This window comes from Armatimonadota bacterium, from assembly GCA_039679645.1.
Classification (GTDB): Bacteria; Armatimonadota; UBA5829; order UBA5829; family UBA5829; genus UBA5829.
Genome location: JBDKUO010000029.1, coordinates 54,655 through 74,435, shown reverse-complemented (window position 1 = coordinate 74,435; position 19,781 = coordinate 54,655). Strand labels below are relative to the sequence as shown.

The 19,781-nt window shown below is 51.2% G+C and carries 21 protein-coding genes; 13 read left to right on the top strand and 8 right to left on the bottom strand.

The window, feature by feature from the left end; genetic code table 11:
- Window positions 1-852: 852 nt before the first annotated feature.
- From purB to ABFD83_05965, 8 genes are all read right to left on the bottom strand, one after another.
- The gene (gene purB, locus ABFD83_06000) at window positions 853-2,148 is read right to left on the bottom strand and encodes an adenylosuccinate lyase (GenBank protein MEN6356621.1); all 1,296 of its coding nucleotides are present in this window, start codon (window positions 2,146-2,148) and stop codon (window positions 853-855) included.
- A 139-nt stretch (window positions 2,149-2,287) separates the two neighbouring features.
- Window positions 2,288-2,758 carry a 5-(carboxyamino)imidazole ribonucleotide mutase gene (purE, locus tag ABFD83_05995; protein ID MEN6356620.1) on the bottom strand — a complete coding sequence of 157 codons (471 nt, stop codon included), beginning with the start codon at window positions 2,756-2,758 and terminating at the stop codon, window positions 2,288-2,290.
- A gap of 42 nt (window positions 2,759-2,800) precedes the next feature.
- Entirely contained in the window at window positions 2,801-4,081 is a 1,281-nt protein-coding gene (purD, locus tag ABFD83_05990; GenBank protein ID MEN6356619.1) for a phosphoribosylamine--glycine ligase, read from the bottom strand.
- Between the two features lie 101 nt (window positions 4,082-4,182).
- On the bottom strand, window positions 4,183-5,640 hold the full coding sequence (gene dnaB / locus ABFD83_05985; GenBank protein ID MEN6356618.1) for a replicative DNA helicase: 1,458 nt from the start codon (window positions 5,638-5,640) through the stop codon (window positions 4,183-4,185).
- A 29-nt stretch (window positions 5,641-5,669) separates the two neighbouring features.
- Window positions 5,670-6,119 (bottom strand): 50S ribosomal protein L9, encoded by a 450-nt coding sequence (gene rplI, locus ABFD83_05980; GenBank protein ID MEN6356617.1) that lies wholly within the window; start codon window positions 6,117-6,119, stop codon window positions 5,670-5,672.
- Window positions 6,120-6,213: 94 nt separating this feature from the next.
- Window positions 6,214-7,653: an MlaD family protein gene (locus tag ABFD83_05975; protein ID MEN6356616.1), complete on the bottom strand. Its 1,440-nt coding sequence runs from the start codon at window positions 7,651-7,653 to the stop codon at window positions 6,214-6,216.
- A 110-nt stretch (window positions 7,654-7,763) separates the two neighbouring features.
- On the bottom strand, window positions 7,764-8,513 hold the full coding sequence (locus tag ABFD83_05970) for an ABC transporter ATP-binding protein (GenBank protein MEN6356615.1): 750 nt from the start codon (window positions 8,511-8,513) through the stop codon (window positions 7,764-7,766).
- Window positions 8,510-9,388, bottom strand: coding sequence for an ABC transporter permease (locus ABFD83_05965; GenBank protein ID MEN6356614.1), 879 nt, complete (start codon window positions 9,386-9,388; stop codon window positions 8,510-8,512). Before ABFD83_05965 ends, ABFD83_05970 begins: the two co-directional genes overlap by 4 nt.
- 416 nt (window positions 9,389-9,804) lie before the next feature.
- Here ABFD83_05965 and ABFD83_05960 point away from each other — a divergent pair, with 416 nt between their 5' ends.
- The 13 genes from ABFD83_05960 (at window position 9,805) to ABFD83_05900 (ending at window position 19,750) form a co-directional block, all read left to right on the top strand.
- On the top strand, window positions 9,805-11,598 hold the full coding sequence (locus ABFD83_05960) for a PAS domain S-box protein (GenBank protein ID MEN6356613.1): 1,794 nt from the start codon (window positions 9,805-9,807) through the stop codon (window positions 11,596-11,598).
- Between the two features lie 238 nt (window positions 11,599-11,836).
- Window positions 11,837-13,177: a signal recognition particle protein gene (gene ffh, locus ABFD83_05955; GenBank protein MEN6356612.1), complete on the top strand. Its 1,341-nt coding sequence runs from the start codon at window positions 11,837-11,839 to the stop codon at window positions 13,175-13,177.
- A gap of 93 nt (window positions 13,178-13,270) precedes the next feature.
- Window positions 13,271-13,621, top strand: a complete 351-nt coding sequence (gene rpsP / locus ABFD83_05950) for a 30S ribosomal protein S16 (GenBank protein ID MEN6356611.1) — start codon at window positions 13,271-13,273, stop codon at window positions 13,619-13,621.
- A gap of 98 nt (window positions 13,622-13,719) precedes the next feature.
- Window positions 13,720-13,953, top strand: a complete 234-nt coding sequence (locus tag ABFD83_05945) for a KH domain-containing protein (protein ID MEN6356610.1) — start codon at window positions 13,720-13,722, stop codon at window positions 13,951-13,953.
- A gap of 151 nt (window positions 13,954-14,104) precedes the next feature.
- Window positions 14,105-14,497: a YlqD family protein gene (locus tag ABFD83_05940; GenBank protein ID MEN6356609.1), complete on the top strand. Its 393-nt coding sequence runs from the start codon at window positions 14,105-14,107 to the stop codon at window positions 14,495-14,497.
- A complete protein-coding gene (rimM, locus tag ABFD83_05935; protein ID MEN6356608.1) occupies window positions 14,484-14,999 on the top strand; it encodes a ribosome maturation factor RimM in 516 nt (171 codons plus the stop codon). Before ABFD83_05940 ends, rimM begins: the two co-directional genes overlap by 14 nt.
- A 57-nt stretch (window positions 15,000-15,056) precedes the next feature.
- Entirely contained in the window at window positions 15,057-15,815 is a 759-nt protein-coding gene (gene trmD, locus ABFD83_05930; GenBank protein MEN6356607.1) for a tRNA (guanosine(37)-N1)-methyltransferase TrmD, read from the top strand.
- 105 nt (window positions 15,816-15,920) lie between these two features.
- Window positions 15,921-16,271 (top strand): 50S ribosomal protein L19, encoded by a 351-nt coding sequence (gene rplS, locus ABFD83_05925; protein ID MEN6356606.1) that lies wholly within the window; start codon window positions 15,921-15,923, stop codon window positions 16,269-16,271.
- Window positions 16,268-17,161, top strand: coding sequence for a signal peptidase I (gene lepB, locus ABFD83_05920; protein MEN6356605.1), 894 nt, complete (start codon window positions 16,268-16,270; stop codon window positions 17,159-17,161). The genes rplS and lepB (ABFD83_05920) overlap by 4 nt, the downstream gene beginning before the upstream one ends.
- Window positions 17,162-17,199: 38 nt before the next feature.
- The gene (gene lepB / locus ABFD83_05915; GenBank protein MEN6356604.1) at window positions 17,200-18,099 is read left to right on the top strand and encodes a signal peptidase I; all 900 of its coding nucleotides are present in this window, start codon (window positions 17,200-17,202) and stop codon (window positions 18,097-18,099) included.
- A gap of 20 nt (window positions 18,100-18,119) precedes the next feature.
- Complete coding sequence (locus tag ABFD83_05910) at window positions 18,120-18,773, top strand: ribonuclease HII (GenBank protein ID MEN6356603.1); 654 nt, start codon at window positions 18,120-18,122, stop codon at window positions 18,771-18,773.
- The gene (locus tag ABFD83_05905) at window positions 18,731-19,096 is read left to right on the top strand and encodes a YraN family protein (protein ID MEN6356602.1); all 366 of its coding nucleotides are present in this window, start codon (window positions 18,731-18,733) and stop codon (window positions 19,094-19,096) included. Before ABFD83_05910 ends, ABFD83_05905 begins: the two co-directional genes overlap by 43 nt.
- Before the next feature lie 276 nt (window positions 19,097-19,372).
- Window positions 19,373-19,750, top strand: a complete 378-nt coding sequence (locus tag ABFD83_05900; protein ID MEN6356601.1) for a prepilin-type N-terminal cleavage/methylation domain-containing protein — start codon at window positions 19,373-19,375, stop codon at window positions 19,748-19,750.
- Window positions 19,751-19,781 lie beyond the last annotated feature (31 nt).

The following is a 19,781-nucleotide window of genomic DNA, read 5'->3' as shown; positions in this document are numbered from 1 at the left end:
AATTCAAATCGTCAAGAAACTCACGAAGTGAGGATTAGCAGGAAAGGGCTTCCCAGAAGTTTAATGACATCTGAGACGTGCCGATAACGCTAATTCTGCTCGACTTTCGATTTTTGAGACAGCCTCTCAAGCCCCGAACGATCAGGACGCTTGAACCATTTACAAATGGAATAACCTAACGATCCAATTACATATAAAGGTGATAAATGTGCCTATTACTGCCCCTATAGCTAATAAGGCAATTTGGTATTTGTTTTGACTCCAGAAGCTCTTTTCTGGTTTAGCTAGATATACTCCGCCTCTGCCGCATCTTTGTGGCATACAAATAATAACGCCAACTGTATAAGCTGCTAACACTGCAATTAAAAAAACTGGATACCAAGATAAATTTGTGCACAGTCTCATTACAAGTCCTGCTAAAAGGCCAGTGAGACAAATTCCAATTGACCTTTTTACAATTACACCTATCTTTTTTTTCGATTAATGGTTGCTAGTATACTTTCGACTTGCTTGTAAATGCCGTACAATCTTACGTCATTGCAGTCGGATATACTAAGGCATGTACTGTCGGCAGATATATCTAGACTGAATGATTTGGAGTATGAATTTTCAATGTAGCCTTTAATCTCATAACTAGTCAGGAAAGGCTTATTTATTGTGTCTAGCTCCGACATACTATCTAGTTCATAACCACCTGCGTTGACACGAATTTGCGTTAAGTATTCGGTGAGAATATTGTTTATCTCTTTTAGATTCTCAGGTAACAACCTTATACTGCCAAATCTTTTTGACTGATACACAGCTTGTTTTCGCAATATCAATCCCCTTGTATCGGATGGCAAAACCCAGCAGTCAGTCCAACCCAAGCCTCTCAAAAATCGTGTCCACATTCCTCAAATGGTGCTCAAGGTCAAAGCACTTATCCAGATCATCTGACGTGAGACGCTGCTGCACATCCGGGTCCTTCTCCAGAGCCTGGCGGAAAGAGATGCCCTCGTCCCAACACTTGGCGGCGTTGCGCTGGGCTATTTTGTAGCCCTCCTCGCGCGTCATGCCCTTCTGGATCAGAGCCAGCAGCACGTGCTCGCTGAACACAAGCTGGCCCATCATCTCGAGGTTTCGCTTCATGTTGTCCTCGTTCACTTCCAGCCTGCCCAGCAGACGAGTGAGAGAGTTGAGCATGAAGTCCACCGCAAGGCAGCTATCGGGTAAAATTATTCTCTCTGCGGCTGAGTTCACCAGGTCGCGCTCGTGCCAGGATACGATATTCTCCATAGCCGGGATCGCGTTCGAGCGGATCACCCTCGCAAGGCTGCAAATAGTTTCAAACCGCCACGGGTTGCGCTTGTGAGGCATAGCCGACGACCCTCTCTGGCCGGGCAAAAACATCTCCTGGACTTCCAGGATTTCCGTTCGCTGGAGGTTTCGCATCTCGGTGGCGAAGTTCTCACAGCCCGACGCGATAATCGCAAGTGTCGTAAGGAACTGAGCGTGCCTGTCGCGCTGGATGATTTGGGTTGATACAGGCGCTGGCTTGAGACCCAGAAGATTGCAGACAAACTCTTCCTGATCGGGTCCGATGTTGCCGAATATGCCGACCGCGCCCGAAATCTTGCCTGTGCTGATAGCCTCGCGGGCAGCTTTCATGCGCTCAAGATCGCGCTGGACCTCGGAATACCATACAGCCATTTTGAAGCCAAATGTGATCGGCTCAGCCTGGACGCCGTGCGTGCGACCGATCATCGGGGTCATCTTGTGCGCTTTAGCCTGCTTCGCGATAGCTTCCAGCAGTTTTTCGAGGTCTTCGATTATGATGTCGGCAGCCTGGCGCATACGCAGAGCGGTAGCGGTGTCCTCGATATCGTAGCTGGTCACGCCGTAATGGACGTAGCGGCCCTCTTCACCAAGGTTTTCGGTGACGCACTTGACGAACGCGATCAGGTCGTGAGCGGTCTCTTTTTCGATCTCGCTGATCCGTTCGACAGAAAACTTGGCACCTGCCTTTACCTTTTCAGCGGTACCTTTGGGTATGTTGCCGAAGCGCTCCTGCGCAGCGCAAACTGCAATTTCTACATCCAGCCAACTCTGGAACTTGTTCTCTTCGCTCCAGATTGATTTCATTTTAGGCAGAGAGTATCTCTCAAGCATCGATTACCTCGCAATATTGTGTTGGGACGGATTTGAAATCCGTGCCCTCTCCGGCCAAATGGCATCTGTGATGCCGTGGGATCAAATATCCCATTTGGTCATATACGGGCAAGATTGCAAATCTGCCCGAACATCTATGTTATAGTTTGACCGCTCCAGCCGCCGCCAGTTTCTCTTTATGCTTCTTAATTGCATCACGCAGTTCGGGATATTTTACGCTCAATATCTGCACAGCCAGGATTCCGGCGTTTTTTGCGCCGTCTATCGCGACTGTCGCGACGGGGATTCCTGTCGGCATCTGCACTATAGAATACAATGAGTCAACGCCGCTCAGGGCGGCGGACTTTGTCGGGACACCGATGACGGGCAGGGGAGTGATCGCCGCCAGCACGCCCGGCAGGTGTGCAGCCATCCCTGCGCCCGCTATGATCACCTCGAAGCCGTTTTCTTCTGCCTTGGACGCAAACTCAATAGCTGCATGCGGTGTGCGGTGAGCCGAGATCACGTATGTCTCGTTCGCCACCCCGAAATCCGTGAGCATATCGGCAGCGCCCTTCATAATCTCCGAATCGGACTTGCTGCCCATTATAATTGCTACTTTACCTGGCATTTTTCCGAACCTCATAAATATAGGTCGATCAACGATCCACGATCAAACGATCAGTCGTCTTCCAATATCATGTCTAAAATGCGCTCTATCGAAGTGAATCTTGTCCACTGCCGCATAGGCTTTACTGATGCAATTTTCAAAACTCTCGGCCACGGCAGTCACGCCAAGAACGCGACCACCTGATGTAACGGTTTTTCCGTCCTTGCTCTCGGTGCCCGCGTGGAACACAATAACGCCTTCGTTAGATTCGGCCTCACCAACGCCGGTGATGACCTTGCCCTTCTCGTAACTGCCCGGGTAACCGCCCGAGGCCATTACAACACAAAGTGCTTTCTTATTGTACCAGTTAACGTCGATGCTGTCGAGTCTTCCTAGAGCCGTAGCCAGCATTATTTCAACCAGATCGGTCTGTAAAAGCGGCAGCACAACTTGCGTCTCCGGGTCGCCGAAGCGGCAGTTGAACTCGACAACTTTCGGACCTTTACTCGTCAGCGCTAGACCGACATAGAGCACACCTGTATAATAAATCCCCATTATCTTAAGCGCGGCTAGTGTAGGTTTGACAATAGATTCTTGCACAACCTTAGACACTTCGCCGGTTACGACAGGAACAGGCGAATAACAGCCCATGCCGCCTGTGTTGGGGCCTTCGTCGTTATCGTATGCGCGCTTATGATCCTGTGACGGAATCATTGGGACGAATGTCTCGCCGTCCACGAAACACATATAAGAAGCCTCAGGTCCATCCAGGAATTCCTCAATAACCAGCCTGTCGCCTGATGCCCCAAAGGCTTTCTGTTTCATTATAATATCAACAGACTCGATAGCGTCGGCTTTGGTCTTGTTGATGAAAACGCCTTTGCCCGCAGCCTCGCCGTCTGCCTTGACCACAATCGGCGCGTCAGTCTTTGACGCGACTGACTCGATGTAGGCATACGCTTTTGCCGGGTCATCAAAGACTTCGCACATGGCTGTCGGGATGCCGTTGTCGATCATGAGTTTCTTGGCGAAGACCTTGCTGCCCTCCATCTGTGCGGCTGCTTTGTTCGGCCCGAAGACAGTGAGGCCCCGTCTCTGGAACTCATCGACCATACCGGCGATAAGGGGCGATTCCGGCCCGACGACAGTGAGGTCGATCTTCTCTTTCTCGGCGAAATCGGCCGCTCCTTTGATATCCATAACGCTGCCGCTCACGCATTCGGCGATCTGGCCGATCCCCGCGTTTCCCGGCCAGGCGTATATTTTGTCTACTTTATCAGACTGAGCTATTTTCCAGGCAAGCGCATGCTCACGCCCGCCGCTACCTATTATGAGAACTTTCAACGAAACCTCCGTATTAGTCAAAAAGTCGAAAAGTCAAAAGGTCAAAAAGTTGGATGGTGATAAGCGTAACCTTTTGACTTTCTAACTTTTTGACTTAACAACTATTCTTCATATCCTTCAGCCAGGTTTTCAAACGACGCGAATTCGCGCACAAAACCGATTTTTACTGTGCCGGTAGGGCCGTTTCTGTGCTTTGCTATAATGATCTCAGTAGTTTCGACGTGGCGCGCGTCCGGGTCGAAACCGGACCCGTCGCTTCCCTGCACCGCCTCCGTGTCCTCGACTTCTTTAATCACGTAATACTCCGGCCTGTAGAGCATCATAACGATATCCGCTTCAGCCTCGATCGAGCCGGATTCACGCAGGTCCGAAAGCATTGGCCGTTTGTCGTCGCGCTTTTCCACCGCGCGGCTGAGCTGTGAGAGAGCTATGACCGGGCAGCGCATCTCTCTGGCCAGGCTCTTAAGCCCGCGGGCGATCTCGGAGATCTCCTGCACACGGTTGTCTATGTTTCTGTGAGAGCGCATGAGCTGCAGGTAGTCGACCACAATCAACCCCAGTCCGTGCTCGGCCTTGAGCCTGCGGCACTTAGCGCGCATGGCCATTGTGGTCATATCTGTGGAGTCATCGATGTAGATAGGCGCATCCCAAAGCTTGCTCGAAGCGTCGGCTATTCTCTCCCACTCAGAGTCCTGGAAATACCCTGTTCGCAGACGGTGAGCGTTTGCGCGTGCGCGAGAGCAGATCATTCTCTGGACAAGCTGCTCGGCGGACATTTCTATGCTGAACAATGCGACCGTCTCTTTTTCTTTAGTTGCAGCATTCAGGGCTATATCCAGTGCGAGCGCGGTCTTTCCCATGGACGGCCTGGCGGCTATGATTATGAAGTCGGATTTTTGCAGACCCGAGGTCATGTGATCGAGCTTGGTGAAGCCCGTGGGCACGCCTGACGCTTCGCCCTTATCGTGATAGCGTTTTTCAATCCATTCCCATGCCTGCATTACAAGTGGGGTGATCGGCTGGAAATATTCGCCCATTCTCCGCTGAGCCACGCTGAAGATCAGCCGCTCGGCCTGGTCGGCGATGGAATCTACATCTTCGTCTTCATTTTGAGCCATGCCGATGATTTGAGTCCCGGCGGATATGAGCTTGCGCAGGATGGATTTCTTCTCGACTATATGCGCGTAATACTCGATATTAGCGGCTGTCGGCACGGAGTCGACCAGAGCCATCAGATACTCTGTTCCGCCGACATCATCGAGCCTGCCGCGCTTGCGCAGCTCTTCCTGAAGTGTGATAAGGTCCGCAGGCTCATCGCGCTCCATGAGTGAGACGAGGGCATCGAAGACTTCCTGGTGGGCCGGACGGTAGAAATCCTCAGCTCTAAGGATTTCAATTGCCTTTTCCAGAGCCGTGCGCTCAATCATCATCGAGCCCAGGGTCGACTGCTCGGCCTCAAGGTTCTGCGGCGGAATCTTATCTATTGTGGAAGCTAATCTTTCCATAGGTGTTGGGTGTTGGGCGTTGGGTGTTAGGGCATTGGAGAAGTTCGTCTCCAACACCTGTCACCCATCACCTAATACCTATCTTACTCCTCGCCTACGACTTCGACATGGATATTGGTCGAAACATCGTGATGGAGCTTTACGGGCACTTCGTATGTGCCGATGGTCTTGATGGGATCGGTTGTGTGAATCTTGCGTTTATCGATTATGATGCCGTGCTGAGCTTTCAGGGCATCGGAAATCTCCTGGTTGGTAACTGAGCCATAGAGCTTGGTGCCTGATCCAGCCTTACCTTTTATTACGACCTTGAGATTGTTGACCTTCTCTGCAGTGGCTTTTGCTTCGGCAAGCAGCTTCTCGCCCTTCATCTCAAGCGTTTTCTTCTTTTGCTCATATGCTTTCATTGCGCCTGCGTCAGCGAGTACGGCCATCTTGCGCGGCAGTAGAAAGTTGCGAAAATATCCCTCGGAAGTGTTTACAAGCTCACCAGCCTTGCCCAGGTCTTTAACATCTCGGGTAAGGATAACTTTCATGTTATTTCTCCTTAATTAAAGCCCCCTCCAGGTAGGATACCTGCAGGGATGAATATGTCTGCCAGATACTCAATATAAAATACTAAATCTAAAATCACTTGTTGTAATTGATGCCGAGCATTAAATCGCGATTGTCGTCGTCCAATAGGTCCTGCACGCCTGTATAAAGCCCTAACCCGTTCTTTATGCCGAAGATACCGCGCATTTCCATCTCAGGGTCATCCGGCCTGAATATATCGGTCGATATAAGGACTTTCTTCCCGAAGCGATAATCATATCCGACACCCAATCGTGAAGCATAAAGACCATATCTGAGCGCATTCGACTCATCGAATGTATTGCCCGCTTGGAGGTTTAATTTTGTGTTCTCGCCGATGTTGTAGAGCCCCATGCGCAGGAACATAGGATAGCCCAGAGCGAATGTATAGTTTGCATCGAACCTGTATTTGCCCTTAGCGGTGTTCCACAGCGCATTGCCGCTAGTTCCGTATAGCGGTATCTCAGTTTTTTGAAGTTCGGTGGGGCCTTTGAACGCGCCAAGTTTCTGGTTGACCTTATCCATTGCCAGGTTTGCCTTGCAACTTGTGTCGGCGATATTTTTTGCGGTTGCTTTTATATTGCCCATGAACTCGGGGTCAGTCGCCAGATTTTTTACCGCTGCACTGGATGTGTTGAGGTTTGTCAGCATTTGCTCAGCCTGTTTGGAGGCATTGTCGGCTCTAGCAAGCATCTGCTTGATTTCAGGTGAGAACTCACCCAGTGACGACAGAAGAGACTGTGCCTCATTGAGCGTTGCGGACAAGTCAGTCATCGCCTGCTTTGCCTGACCGATAAGCGGCTTAACATTTGGCCGGATATCTTTGGTCAAGCACTCTTCCATCTGTGTGCTAATGCCGAGTGCGCGCTCTGATGCCGCTGAAAGGTTGGCAAGTGTCTTTTGCACTTCCGGGGAAGATTGCGCTATCAGATTTTGAGCGGTCAGCATCAGCACTGATGCGGATTCGGCTGATTTTCTGATTGCTGCGACAGTTCCACGGATATCTTCCTGCAGTTTCTTGTTGTCGAGCACTTTGTTGATGCCTTTTGCGGTCGTCTTTAGTTCGACAAGCAGATCGCTCGCCTCGTTCATCAGTTGATCGAACTGTGCAATCTGCACGCTCTTGATCTGCTGTCCGCTCAGTATGCAGTTGTTTGCATGTCCCGGCAGTATCTCGACATAGAAATCGCCGACAAACGCGCCCGTTGTTACTCGTGCTACGGAGTCAGAGGGAATGCATACTCCGTTCCAAATCAGCATGTTGACGCGGGCTCTGCTTGATTTTGTGAGCGCCACATCGGAGACTATCCCGATCTTTACGCCTGCCATTCGCACGTCTGCGCCCTTGTCGAGCTTCTGCGCATTTGGGAAGACCGTGTACACAGGGAAGCTTGACGCCCTGAGGCTGAAGCCGCCGAGGAACCAGTAAATTCCGATCAGCAGCGCCAGCGCGCCGACTACTATCAATCCAACTTTTGCTTCGTTCCTGAGTCTCACTGTTTTCCTTTAGTTATGTGTTATGAGTTATGTAACGTCGAGCTGAAAATCCAAGCATATTAATTGGCACCAACCCCAACTCACAACCCAAAACTCGCAACCCATAACACTTAACTTGTTATTTTGATCGGGCCTTCGGTATCGCCGTTCATAAACTGCCGCACGGTGGCGTCTTCACACTGCTGCATTTCTTCCACGCTGCCGCTCGCGATAATCCTTCCCCGATGGATCATTGCAATCCTGCTTGCTACGCGAGTAATGCTCTGGATATCGTGGGTGACCAGCACAGACGTCACACCGAGTTCGTCCCGTGTCTTTACAATAAGCTCGGCAATTGCCGCAGCCGTTATAGGGTCCAGGCCGGAGGTCGGCTCATCGTAGAGCACTATATCCGGGTCCAGTGCAAGCGCCCTGGCTAGTCCCACTCTCTTTTGCATGCCGCCGGAGAGTTCCGACGGCATTTTCTTTTGCGTATCGGCAAGACCCACCATCGCGAGTCTTTGTTCGACCAGACCGGCAATCTCGCTTTCGGTCATGCGGGTGTGTCTTCTCAACCCGAACGCCACGTTTTCATACACATTCAGCGAGTCGAAAAGCGCCGCATATTGAAAGACCATGCCTATCCTTCTGCGAATCGTATTAAGGCGGTTTTCAGACATACGCGCTATGTCTGTTCCGTCGACAAACAGCTCTCCGCCTGTCGGTTTCAGAAGTCCGCCCATGCACTTGAGGAGCGTGCTCTTGCCTGCGCCCGACATTCCCATGACCGCCATAGTCTCACCTTTGCGGACATGCAGGTCCACCCGCCGCAGTATAGAACCGCCGCTCACTCTGTATGATAGCTGTTTTGCCGTGATCACAGGAATGCCGTCTTCCCGCCGAACATAACATATGCCAGGAAGAAATTAAGTATATAAATGATTACTATAGATATAACGACCGAGTTGGTGGTAGATTTGCCGACTCCGGTTGCTCCGCCTGTGGTCTGAAGTCCCTGCTGCGAGCCGACAATTACTATCACGATCCCAAAAAACACTGTTTTCAGGAGTCCCATCATTACGTCGTACGGAATTACCTGTGCTTTGAGGCTGCTGACAAATCCGCCGCCTGCTACGCCGTTGATCACTGCGACCCAGTATGCTCCGACTATCCCGACCACATCTCCAAAGATTGTAAGCACCGGGAGCATAAGGATTCCAGCCAGAAGCCTGGGCACAACCAGATATTGCACAGGACTAACAGCCAGAGACCGCAGCGCGTCTATCTGTTCCGTGACCTTCATGCTGCCCAGTTCCGCTCCGATAGCGCTTCCCGCTCTCGCCGCGACTACCACCGACGTCAACACCGGCCCGATTTCCCTTGCAATCGAAATACCGACCACTGCTCCTGTGAGGCTGCCCATTCCCCATCTTACAACAATCTGTGACATATACAGCGCCAGCACTGCTCCGGAGAAAGCGACTGTGATGAGCACGATAGGAAGGGATGCGACTCCGATAATCGCCATTTGATTGAACATCTCGCGGACGTCCATCTTGCCTTTGAATATAAACTTGAGAGAGTGTGCCAGCAGGGTTGAAATGTCGCCTATGAACTCAAAAAACTTGATCAGAGCGGCATAGGTGATCTCACCCGGCATCGCGACAACAGCGACAAACTCATCACCTACGTCGTGGAGTATTTCGCCTGCCACGTCTGTCGGTCGCCCTTTGTGTCTGGGTTGTTCCTCGCTCATGGTTTCTCTTATGTTGGGGATTAGGTCTGTTTGCCAAACCCGCACTAAGTATACCCGACACCCAGGCTCAGTGTCAATGAAAACGACCTGCTTTGGGTTGATAATAAAGTCATCCATAATAAGATGATTGTGTTTATACTTGGCAGTTTGTCGGAATAATTATAGCTGAAGCTATGCTGATCTTGTAACACAATTCTAAGCATTAGGAATGTGTCCTAGTGTTTCCGTAATGGGGACTTGCCACGTTTGCGAATGTGCCCGTTGCTTTGGTTCCAGAGCGAAGCGGCGGGGGCGAAGCCGAGTCTGAAAGACTCGTCACCTTCGATGGCGGCTTCGGCCGCTTCGCAATCGAAACAACCCGGTGCGGTGCTAATAATACAAGTCATTGTTACATGAACACAGGATAGAGGTTGTAGATGAAAAAACGCTCCGGAAAATTGCGCGATCCAAGGGTCGCGAATAGCTATTGTAAGCGGCATGCAAATGAGCCGGAGGCGTCGGGTGACAGCTACCGGCAAATCTTTGACGCCGTCAACGATTCTATAATTGTTTTTAATAAGGATACCGGCGCAATCCTTGATATCAACCGCAAAATGATTGAAGTGTTCGGCTTTTCTCCTGAAGAAATACAAAGTATCGATGTGGGCGCTGTTAGTCTCAATGAATCGCCGTACAGTCAAGTTGAGGCGATGGAATGGATAAGGAAAGCAGCGGAGGTCGGACCTCAGCTCTTTGAGTGGAGAAGCAGGGATAAGACTGGGCGCATCTTCTGGACGGAAGTAAACCTGAAGCGCGCGATGATAGAAGGCGAATATAGGGTGCTGGCGATAGTGCGTGAAATAACAGAGCGCAAGCAGGCTGAGATTGCCTTGCGTAAGTCCGAGCAGAAGCTGCGCAGACTCTATGACAGCATGACTGACGCCTATGCAAGTCTCGACCTGTCTGGCCGAATCCTCGATTTCAATGAAGCGTTCAGAAACATGGTCGGTTATTCAGTAGATGAACTGCACAGTTTCACATATCGCGACTTTACCCCGCAAAAATGGCATGACATAGAAGAACAAATTATCGAAGAGCAGGTGCTTAAGAGGGGCGACTCCGACCTTTTTGAAAAAGAATACATACGAAAAGACGGCACAATATTTCCAGTGGAACTTCGTACTTATCTGATGCGCGATGATGAAGGAAAAGCTGTTGGTTACTGGGCAATAGTGCGCGATATCACTGAACGTAAGCGCGCCGAATCGGCTCTGAAAGACTCAGAGCGTCGTCTCTCCGATATCATAGACTTTCTTCCCGATCCAACTTTTGCGATTGATACTGAGGGCAGAGTAATCGCCTGGAACCGTGCCACAGAAGAAATGACAGGCGTGAAAGCTGCGGACATGATCGGCAAATGCGATCAAGAATATTCCATCGCGTTCTATGGCTATAAAAGACCAATGCTTCTGGACATTGTTCTGAAACCTGTCGATGAGATAAAAGCCATATACAACAGCGTTAAGATAGAGGGGGAGACTCTTGTCGCGGAGACTTACACACCCATATTAAAGCCCAGTGGCGCGTATTTATGGTTCAGATCGACACCATTATATGATACAAAAGGTAGAGTAATCGGCGCCATAGAATCTGTGCGGGATGTTACTGAGCGTAAACTTGCCGAGGAGTATAAAAAAGAGTTTTATCGGCGTACGATCATGGCCGCCACAGACGGTAAGCTGATGATGACCGAAAAAGACGAAATCTACAAATCTGCGGGTCCAACTATTGCCGAGTATGAGATCAAGCGCAGTGAGGATATCGGTGCGATACGGGCTGCCGTAGTTGAAATTGCCTGTGGCGCGGGTATGGATGATTCCGACATTCATGATTTTGCTGTTTCAATTGGTGAGGTATGCACAAACGCTCTCAAGCATGCGAGCGGGGGTGAGGGGTCCATTCACCACAGTGAGGATTCGATGATGTTTATAGTTACCGATCATGGTCCCGGAATCGAAGCCATGACCATTCCACAGGTCGCATTTGTCAAGGGCTATACGACCGCCGGAACTCTGGGCATGGGTTATAAGATTATGATTTCTCTTTCCGACCATGTCTATATTGCCACGAGCGACCAGGGCACGACAGTCGGCATTGAAATGAGATTGCATAAGCGTTCAGATGTAAAGGCAGCCATTGAGGATTTTGACTGGGCTAAAATTAGGATATAAAGATTCGTATGATCGTTTATCGTTTGATCGTGGATGAAGTGGTTCAACGATCCACGCTGCCACGATCATACGATATGAAATGGTCTTTATTTGGAGCCTCTAGCGAATTTGGATTGACAAGACACGCCTGAATCGATATACTAACTTGATACGACTGGCGGACCGAAGCGATTGAGGGAAGGGACCTGATCGATCTCTTCCCTCAGTTGCTTCCTGTCGTGTTGTACGGGAGAATAGCTTGTTCGAAAGTCTATCTGAAAAACTGCAGAATGTCTTTGCCAAGCTCAGGAGCAGGGGCGGCCTTACCGAACAGGAAGTCAATGAGGCTCTGCGCGAGGTTCGGCTGGTTCTGCTTGAGGCCGACGTCAACTTTAAGGTCGTCAAGGACTTCGTCGGTCGTATAAAAGAGCGCGCAATCGGAGAAGAGGTTCTTAAGGGTCTTAATCCCGCGCAGCAGGTTATAAAGATTGTAAATGAAGAGCTTATAGCGCTGCTCGGAGGCGAGCAGGCTAAGCTCAAAATTGCCGAGCGGCCGCCGACTGTAATAATGGTCTCGGGTCTGCACGGCGCGGGTAAGACGACCAACGTCGCCAAGCTCGCTCTGATGTTCAAGAAACAGGGCAAGAAGCCGCTTTTGGTGGCGGGTGACGTGTATCGTCCGGCTGCAATCCTACAGCTTCAGACTCTTGGTGAGCAGATCGGTGTCGATGTCTTTGATATAGGTGATAAGCAGGACGCAGTTGCCGTGTCCAAGGCCGCAATGAATGCGGCTAGATCGAGCGGAAACGATCCTGTGCTTATCGACGTAGCAGGCCGGCTTCACATCGATGAAGAGATGATGTCCGAGCTTAAGCGCCTGCGGCAGGCTATTGATGTTACCGAAGTTTTACTGGTAGTCGATGCAATGACCGGTCAGGACGCCGTGAATGTGGCGCAGCAGTTCAATGATGCGCTCTCTCTCGACGGCGTCATAATGACTAAGATGGACGGCGATGCGCGTGGTGGGGCTGCTCTTTCGATCAAGGCCATCACCGGCAAGCCGATAAAGTTTATAGGCACCAGCGAGAAGATGGACGGCATAGAGCCGTTCTATCCCGACCGCATGGCCTCGAGGATCCTCGGAATGGGGGATGTTCTGAGTCTTATTGAAAAGGCTCAGGAGACCTTCGATGAGGAGCAGGCGACGGCTATGGAGCGCAAGTTCAGGGAGAACAGGTTCGACCTGAACGATTATCTAGGCCAGCTCCGCCAGATGCGAAAGATGGGCCCGCTGGACCAGATACTGGGTATGATCCCGGGGCTTGGCAATATGTCCAAGCTCAAGGATGCGAAGATCGACGAGAAGGAGTTTGGAAGAGTCGAGGCAATATTGTGCTCGATGACAAACGATGAGCGTCACGATCCGACCATCCTCAACGGCAGTCGCAGGCGTCGTATAGCGGACGGCAGCGGCACCAGTGTGCAGGAAGTGAACCGGCTTATCAACCAGTTCAACGATATGAAAAAGATGATTCGTGCCATGACCGGCGCGGAAGTATCGGGGAAGCGGCGAAAACGAATGCCGAACTTTCCATTCTAGCGTCATAACGTCGCAACGTCATTGCGTCAAAACGTCAAGACGCGGGGACGCACGACGTTATGATGCGAAGACGCAAATCGGAGGAGACAACACGTGGTTAAAATTAGACTCAGACGGATGGGTGCAAAGAAAAGACCGTTCTACAGAATCGTGGTCGCCGACAGCCGCACCGCTCGCAATGGAAGATTTATAGAGCTGGTAGGCACATACGATCCGAATCTGGACCCGCCCGCGATCAATGTGAACAAGGAACGCATCGACTATTGGCTCGGCACGGGCGCTCAGCCGAGTGATACGGCTCGGTGGCTTTTGAAGACTCAGGGGTTCCTCGGCGGTTTGACCGAAAAGAAACCTAAGGCCGCCAAGAAGTCCAAGAAGGAAGAAGCTGCGGCAGAAGCAGCGCCGACAGCAGAGCCTGCAACTGAGGCCGCCGCAGAGGAGTAAGTGGGTTATGCGTAGAGTGTCATGAGTTGAATGCTATGTGATAATCCGCAACTCATAACCTATAGCTCACAACTCATACTGATTGAGGGAGTGGTGGTTTGAAGAGTCTAATTGAAATTCTGGTAAAGGCGCTTGTAGACAGTCCGGATAGTGTCGATGTAAAAGAGATCGATGAAGGGCCGTCGGCAGTGACTTTTGAGGTGACTGTCGACCCGGATGACCTGGGCAAGGTGATCGGCAAGCAGGGTAGGGTAGCAAACGCTCTGCGCACGGTCGCAAAGGCCGCAGCCTTGAAGAGCCATAAGAACGTCTACGTAAAGATACTGCCCTAGTCCGTAAGATCAATGTGTTCGCACATTGTCATTCCGGGCGAAGTCGAGGAATCTGCTTTGCGCGGACGTTTCAAAATCTGGTATAGCGGTGGAATGCATAAGGAAGTCTGTTCCGGGCTTTCCACTTTACACGTTCGCCGGTTAGAGGTATATGGGCATAGTCATCAAGAGACCTGTTCGCGTAAAGGTTATCGTGACGGAGCAGTTCAAAGAGCACCGCATGACCGAAATGCGCGCGGCTCAACTCAGGCTGGAGGAAGTCTCCAGGCGCTTGGGGGCGCAGATTGATAGTCCGGCTACGCCTGAGAGCATAGTCGAACGGCTTCGTGCCGAACAGCGTAAATCGGATGAAGCTAAAGCCGCGCTTGTCCGCGAGATGAGCAAGATTTCCTCGATGGAAATCGGTTCGGAGTATGAGCGCGGTGTTCTTGAGGGCGAGGTGGAGATCGAAGTCGGTGACGACTTCTCCAAAGTCTCAGCCTGTGAGATAGTGGTCAAAGACGAAAAGGTTGTGGAGATACGGGGCGGCTATGCCGGAAAATAACGCAGATATCGTTATAGGCACAGTCGTTGCGCCGTTCGGTGTGCGGGGCGAGTTAAAGGTTATGATCCGCACCGATTTTCCTGAGCGCTTCGATAAGGGCCGGCCTGTTGCAGTGAAGACCGTCAAGGGCAGGCGTTTTACGTCAAAAGTCGAGCGGAATATTTCGCACAAGGGCGGCATTACTCTCAAGATTGAGGGAATTGACGACCGAAATGCGGCGGAGGACCTAAGGGGCGCAGAGTTTGTGATAGACCGCTCCGAAGTCGGCGAGCTTCCCGAGGGCAGCTTTTATCTCTTTGATCTGATCGGCTTGAAAGTAGTGACTGACGATGGCCGAGAACTTGGCGAGATAGTCGAAATAATGCAGGGCGGCGCGAATGATGTCTATGAGACGAGCGCGGGTGTGCTTATACCGGCTATCAAGCAGATCATTGTGAAAATTGACATTAAAAAAGGGCTAATGGTGATCCATCCCATCCCCGGATTATTGCCGGAGGAGTAATTCTCCCTCTCCTGGGGGAGAGGGTTGGGGTGAGGGCGCACCCTTTCGCAGATAAATATGCGCATAGAAATAATAACGACCATCCCGCAGATGATCGATGCGGTGACAGGCGAGAGCATACTCGGTCGAGCAAGGCAGCGAGGTTTGATCGAGATAAACGCGGTCAATTTGCGCGATTTTACGCACGACAAGCATCGCACTACGGACGATGCTCCGTTCGGCGGAGGACCGGGGATGGTGATGAAGCCTGAGCCGGTCTTTGAGGCCGTTGAGTCTTTGAAAGCCCGCGTGCCCGGCATTAAGCCGAGAATACTTCTGATGACTCCGCAGGGCCGGAGGTTCGATCAGAAAATGGCAGCGGAACTTGCGCGCGAGAGTCACGTAATTATTATATGTGGACGTTATGAGGGCGTAGATGAGCGTATACGCGAGCATCTGGCGACCGATGAGGTCTCAATTGGCGATTATGTGTTGACGGGCGGGGAGCTTGCGGCGCTTGTGATTGCCGATGCCGTGTCCAGGTTGATACCGGGAGTGCTGGGAGATGAGACATCGCCCGAGACTGATTCGTTTTCGAGTGGGCTGTTGGAGTACCCGCAGTATACTCGGCCCGTAGACTTTCGCGGTATGAGCGTGCCCGAGGTTTTGGTGTCCGGCAATCATGCCAAAATAGCGCAGTGGCGTCGCGAGAAATCACTAGAGAGAACGCTCAAAAGGCGGCCTGATCTGCTTGTGAGCGCGCCGCTGACAGAAGAAGATAAAGATTTAATACGCATGCTGGAGTCTGATAACCAGCGTAAAGTGAATCACGAATAACGGGACATTTGGTCCCGGCAGTAACTCTAGGCATAACTGAGCGGTGGCAGTTCCGGGCTCTTAGCTCTCCACTCTCCGCTCTCAGCTTTTTTTAGGAGGATTCAAGTGCAGATAATTGACCAGATAGAGTTTGAGCAGCTTAGGATCGACGCGCCGGTCTTCGGACCGGGCGATACGGTTCGCGTACACAACCGCGTCATCGAGGGCAACAAAGAGCGAATACAGGTATTCGAGGGCGTTGTCATCGGCAAGAAAGACGGTGGTGTGCGAGCGTCGTTTACCGTCCGCAAAATCGCGCATGGCATAGGCGTGGAGCGCACGTTTATGCTGCATTCTCCCAGGATCGCCAAGATTGAAGTGACCCGCAGAGGCGCGGTGCGCAGAGCCAAGCTTTACTACCTGCGTGAGAAAGTCGGAAAGGCCACCAAGATCAAGGAACGCCAGGGAGCAAGATGAGCATTACCGAACGGCTCGCAAACCTCAGCATACCGACCGTGATTATTACGGTTATTGTTTTGCTGATAATCAGGTTTGTGCTGCTGAAATTAAAACATCCGTTTGCAAAGTCGGTTGCTGAGATCGCCGAATCGCTTGCGGTAGCGATGGCGCTTGTCTTTTTGTTGATCAGGCCGTTTATCGTGCAGGCGTTTTTTATTCCATCGGCGTCCATGCACCCGACACTCCTTGAGCAAGACCATATACTTGTCAACAAGTTTATATACCGTTTTGAGGAGCCAAAGCTTGATGATGTTGTAGTCTTCAAGGCTCCGCCTGAGGCGACACCCGGTGAGCCGGTCGAAAAGGACTTTATCAAGCGTGTTATTGGCGTGCCGGGTGATAAGATCAGGATAACGGCGGGCTACATTATGATCGGCGATATGAAGTATACTCACGTCGATCTGCGTGATTTGCTGGGCACTTATGCCAAGCCCGATGGCGATGTGGATGTGTGCGTGCTCCTAAAGGGCAATGATGTCTATGTCGATGGCCGTCGCGTAACTCATGCAGAGATAGCCGCTGCCGCCAACGACCCTAAAGCGAAGGTAAAAGTGTTCCCGGGCAAGGTCTATATCAACGGCAAAGCGATCGACGAGCCTTATATCGCTGAGGACCCCGATCTGCCGTATCCAATGCTTTCGGGTGAGAAGGCCACGCCGGAGAAGTGGATTGTAAAATACCAGGGTAAGCCTGCCGTAAAGATTCCTCAGGGCAGACTCCTGGTTATGGGTGACAATCGTAACAATTCCAATGACGCACGTTTCTGGGGTCTTCTGGACCGAAAACGCATGCTCGGCAAGGCGATGTTTATTTTCTGGCCGCTAACTCGCATCCGATGGATTCACTAACGCAGTAATCAGGCCTCAGGCAATAGGCAGCAGTTCTATTGCCTGTTGCCTGTTACGTAATTATGAGCATTACCGAGAGACTTGCAAACCTCAATATATATACCGTGATCGGTTTGATCACAGTTCTGATCGCTGCCAGGTTTATACTCATCCGGCAGCGATTTGCACATGCAAAGGCTGTAGCCGAGATTGCAGAGTCTTTGGCGCTTGCGATTGGCCTTGTGTTTTTGCTCATAAGGCCTTTTTTGGTGCAGGCATTCTATATTCCCTCAGCATCCATGGTCCCTACACTTCGGGTAAATGATCGCATCCTGGTAAATAAGCTCATATATCGTTTCCGAGAGCCGAGACTGGGCGATGTAGTTGTCTTTAAGTCTCCCAAATCAGCAGGTCATAACGAAGCCGACTATATCAAGCGCGTGATGGGCGTTCCTGGCGACAGTGTTCGTGTGACTGCCGGATATGTTCTCATAGGTCACATCCCTTACTATCATGATGACCTTCGCATCGCCTTGGCACCTTGTCGGAAGGAAGAAGACGAGTGCTCGGTTAAGCTGCAAAATGGTAAGATATATGCAAACGGCAGGCAGGTCGGCTGCGCACAAGTCGCAGCGGCTATGGGTAAACCCGGGGCAAGCGTGAGAGTCATTCCTGGAAAAGTATATGTGAACGGCAAACCCTTGAATGAAAGCTACACTTCCGAGGATAGCGATCAGCCCTATCCCAGTGAATTGACACCTAAAAAATGGATTGGTGTGGATAAAGACGGCTCAAGGGTCGTCAAAATTCCAAAGGGTCGGCTGCTGGTGATGGGTGACAATCGCAATTTCTCGGATGATGCCCGGCGCTGGGGCCTCTTGGACCGAAAACGTCTGGAGGGCAAAGCGATGTTAATCTTTTGGCCTCTCAGCCGCTTGGGGGAATCATTCTCCCGATAACCTGATATATGGTGAATAAATTGGACACTGACATATGGGTCTACGAAAACCAGGCCCGCTCGATTGGTTATGAGAGCATAGCTGGGTTGGACGAGGCCGGTAGAGGCCCACTCGCGGGACCGGTAGTGGCAGCGGCGGTAATTTTGCCTGAATGTTTCGACCCGACGGGCATCGACGACTCCAAAAAGCTTACCCCTGCCAAACGTGAGATGATGTTCGAGAGGATATCAAGTGAGGCTGCGGCAGTAGGTGTCGGTATTGTCGGACCCGAAGAGATTGATCGGATCAACATACTCCGCGCGACGCATCAGGCTATGCGACTGGCTCTCGAAAACATGGGCGCACCATATGACTATGTTCTGGTCGACGGCCTCTCCGTAAGCGGCCTTGGCGCTCCGACCCTGGCTATAGTCAAGGGCGACAGCAAATGCGTCTCTATCGGCGCAGCGTCGATTATTGCAAAAGTTACCAGGGACGCGATCATGGTCGATCTGGACCAGCAGTATCCCGGCTACGGCTTCGCTAAACACAAAGGCTACGGCTGTAAGTCTCATATTGAGGCTATTGAGCGCCTGGGTCCGTGCCCTTGCCATCGTAAAACGTTCTCGCCGATCTCTGAAAGGAACGCAAATTGCCTTCTCCCAGGTCTAGAAAAGGCAGAAGCGCCGAGATAGCCGCCGCCGCCGAACTGGGCAGCCGCGGCTATAGGATAATTGCGTCCAACTACCGCTGCCGTCAGGGCGAGATTGACCTGATCACGCGTGATGGCGACTGCCTGGTGTTCGTGGAGGTCAGGTGCAGGCGAACTGATGAATACGGCACCCCTGCCGAGTCTGTCACGCTTGCCAAACAGCAAAAGCTGATAATCACTGCCCGCCACTATCTGCAAGAGTCGAATTTGGGAGATTGCGAGTGCAGGTTCGACGTGGTTGAAGTATCGAGCCGGGATGGCAAGCTTCATGTGTCCGACATCATTCAAAACGCATTCTCCGCCTGAACATATGGCCGCTACTGTCATTCCGAACTTGTAATCCGAATTGCAGAATTTGTTTATCAAGAAGATGTAGCTGCAATTCGGATTAGTGGGGAATCTGCTTTTAATGCGTTTCGACAGCAGCCCGTTTACTATCTACGCCTTTTTCCCCGCACAATTACCGGTTTTGTATGCTCCACGTTTAAGATGTGTTAAACACTTATCGGCGTATGGAAGAACCTCTTAGGAAAAAAGTTATATCCAACGCTCAGTAACAATCGGAGGAGGTATTCGTACAAAATGAGTAGATTCACAGCTAAGAGGCGCAGAGGTTTCACCCTGATTGAAATCATGATCGTGGTTTTGATCATTGGCATATTGCTTGCCATCGCAATCCCGAACTTCATGCGCGCAAGAGAAACATCGCGAGCAAAGAGCTGCTGCGCCAACCTGCGGCAGATCGAGACGGCGAAAGAGCAGTATGCAATGGACAATAAGCTTTCCGATGGCGGCGTCATTGCAGGCACGCTCTGGCCTGACTATATCAAGCAGGAGCCGACTTGTCCGTCAACTGGTGCATCCTATGCAAATACTATTAATGCAATCGGTACTGTTGCAACATGCCCGAACAATCCGGGCGCGGCTCTGGGTGACTACAATTATCACGGTCTCGAATAAGTATTTTGCTTTTCGATTTGGATGAAAAGAA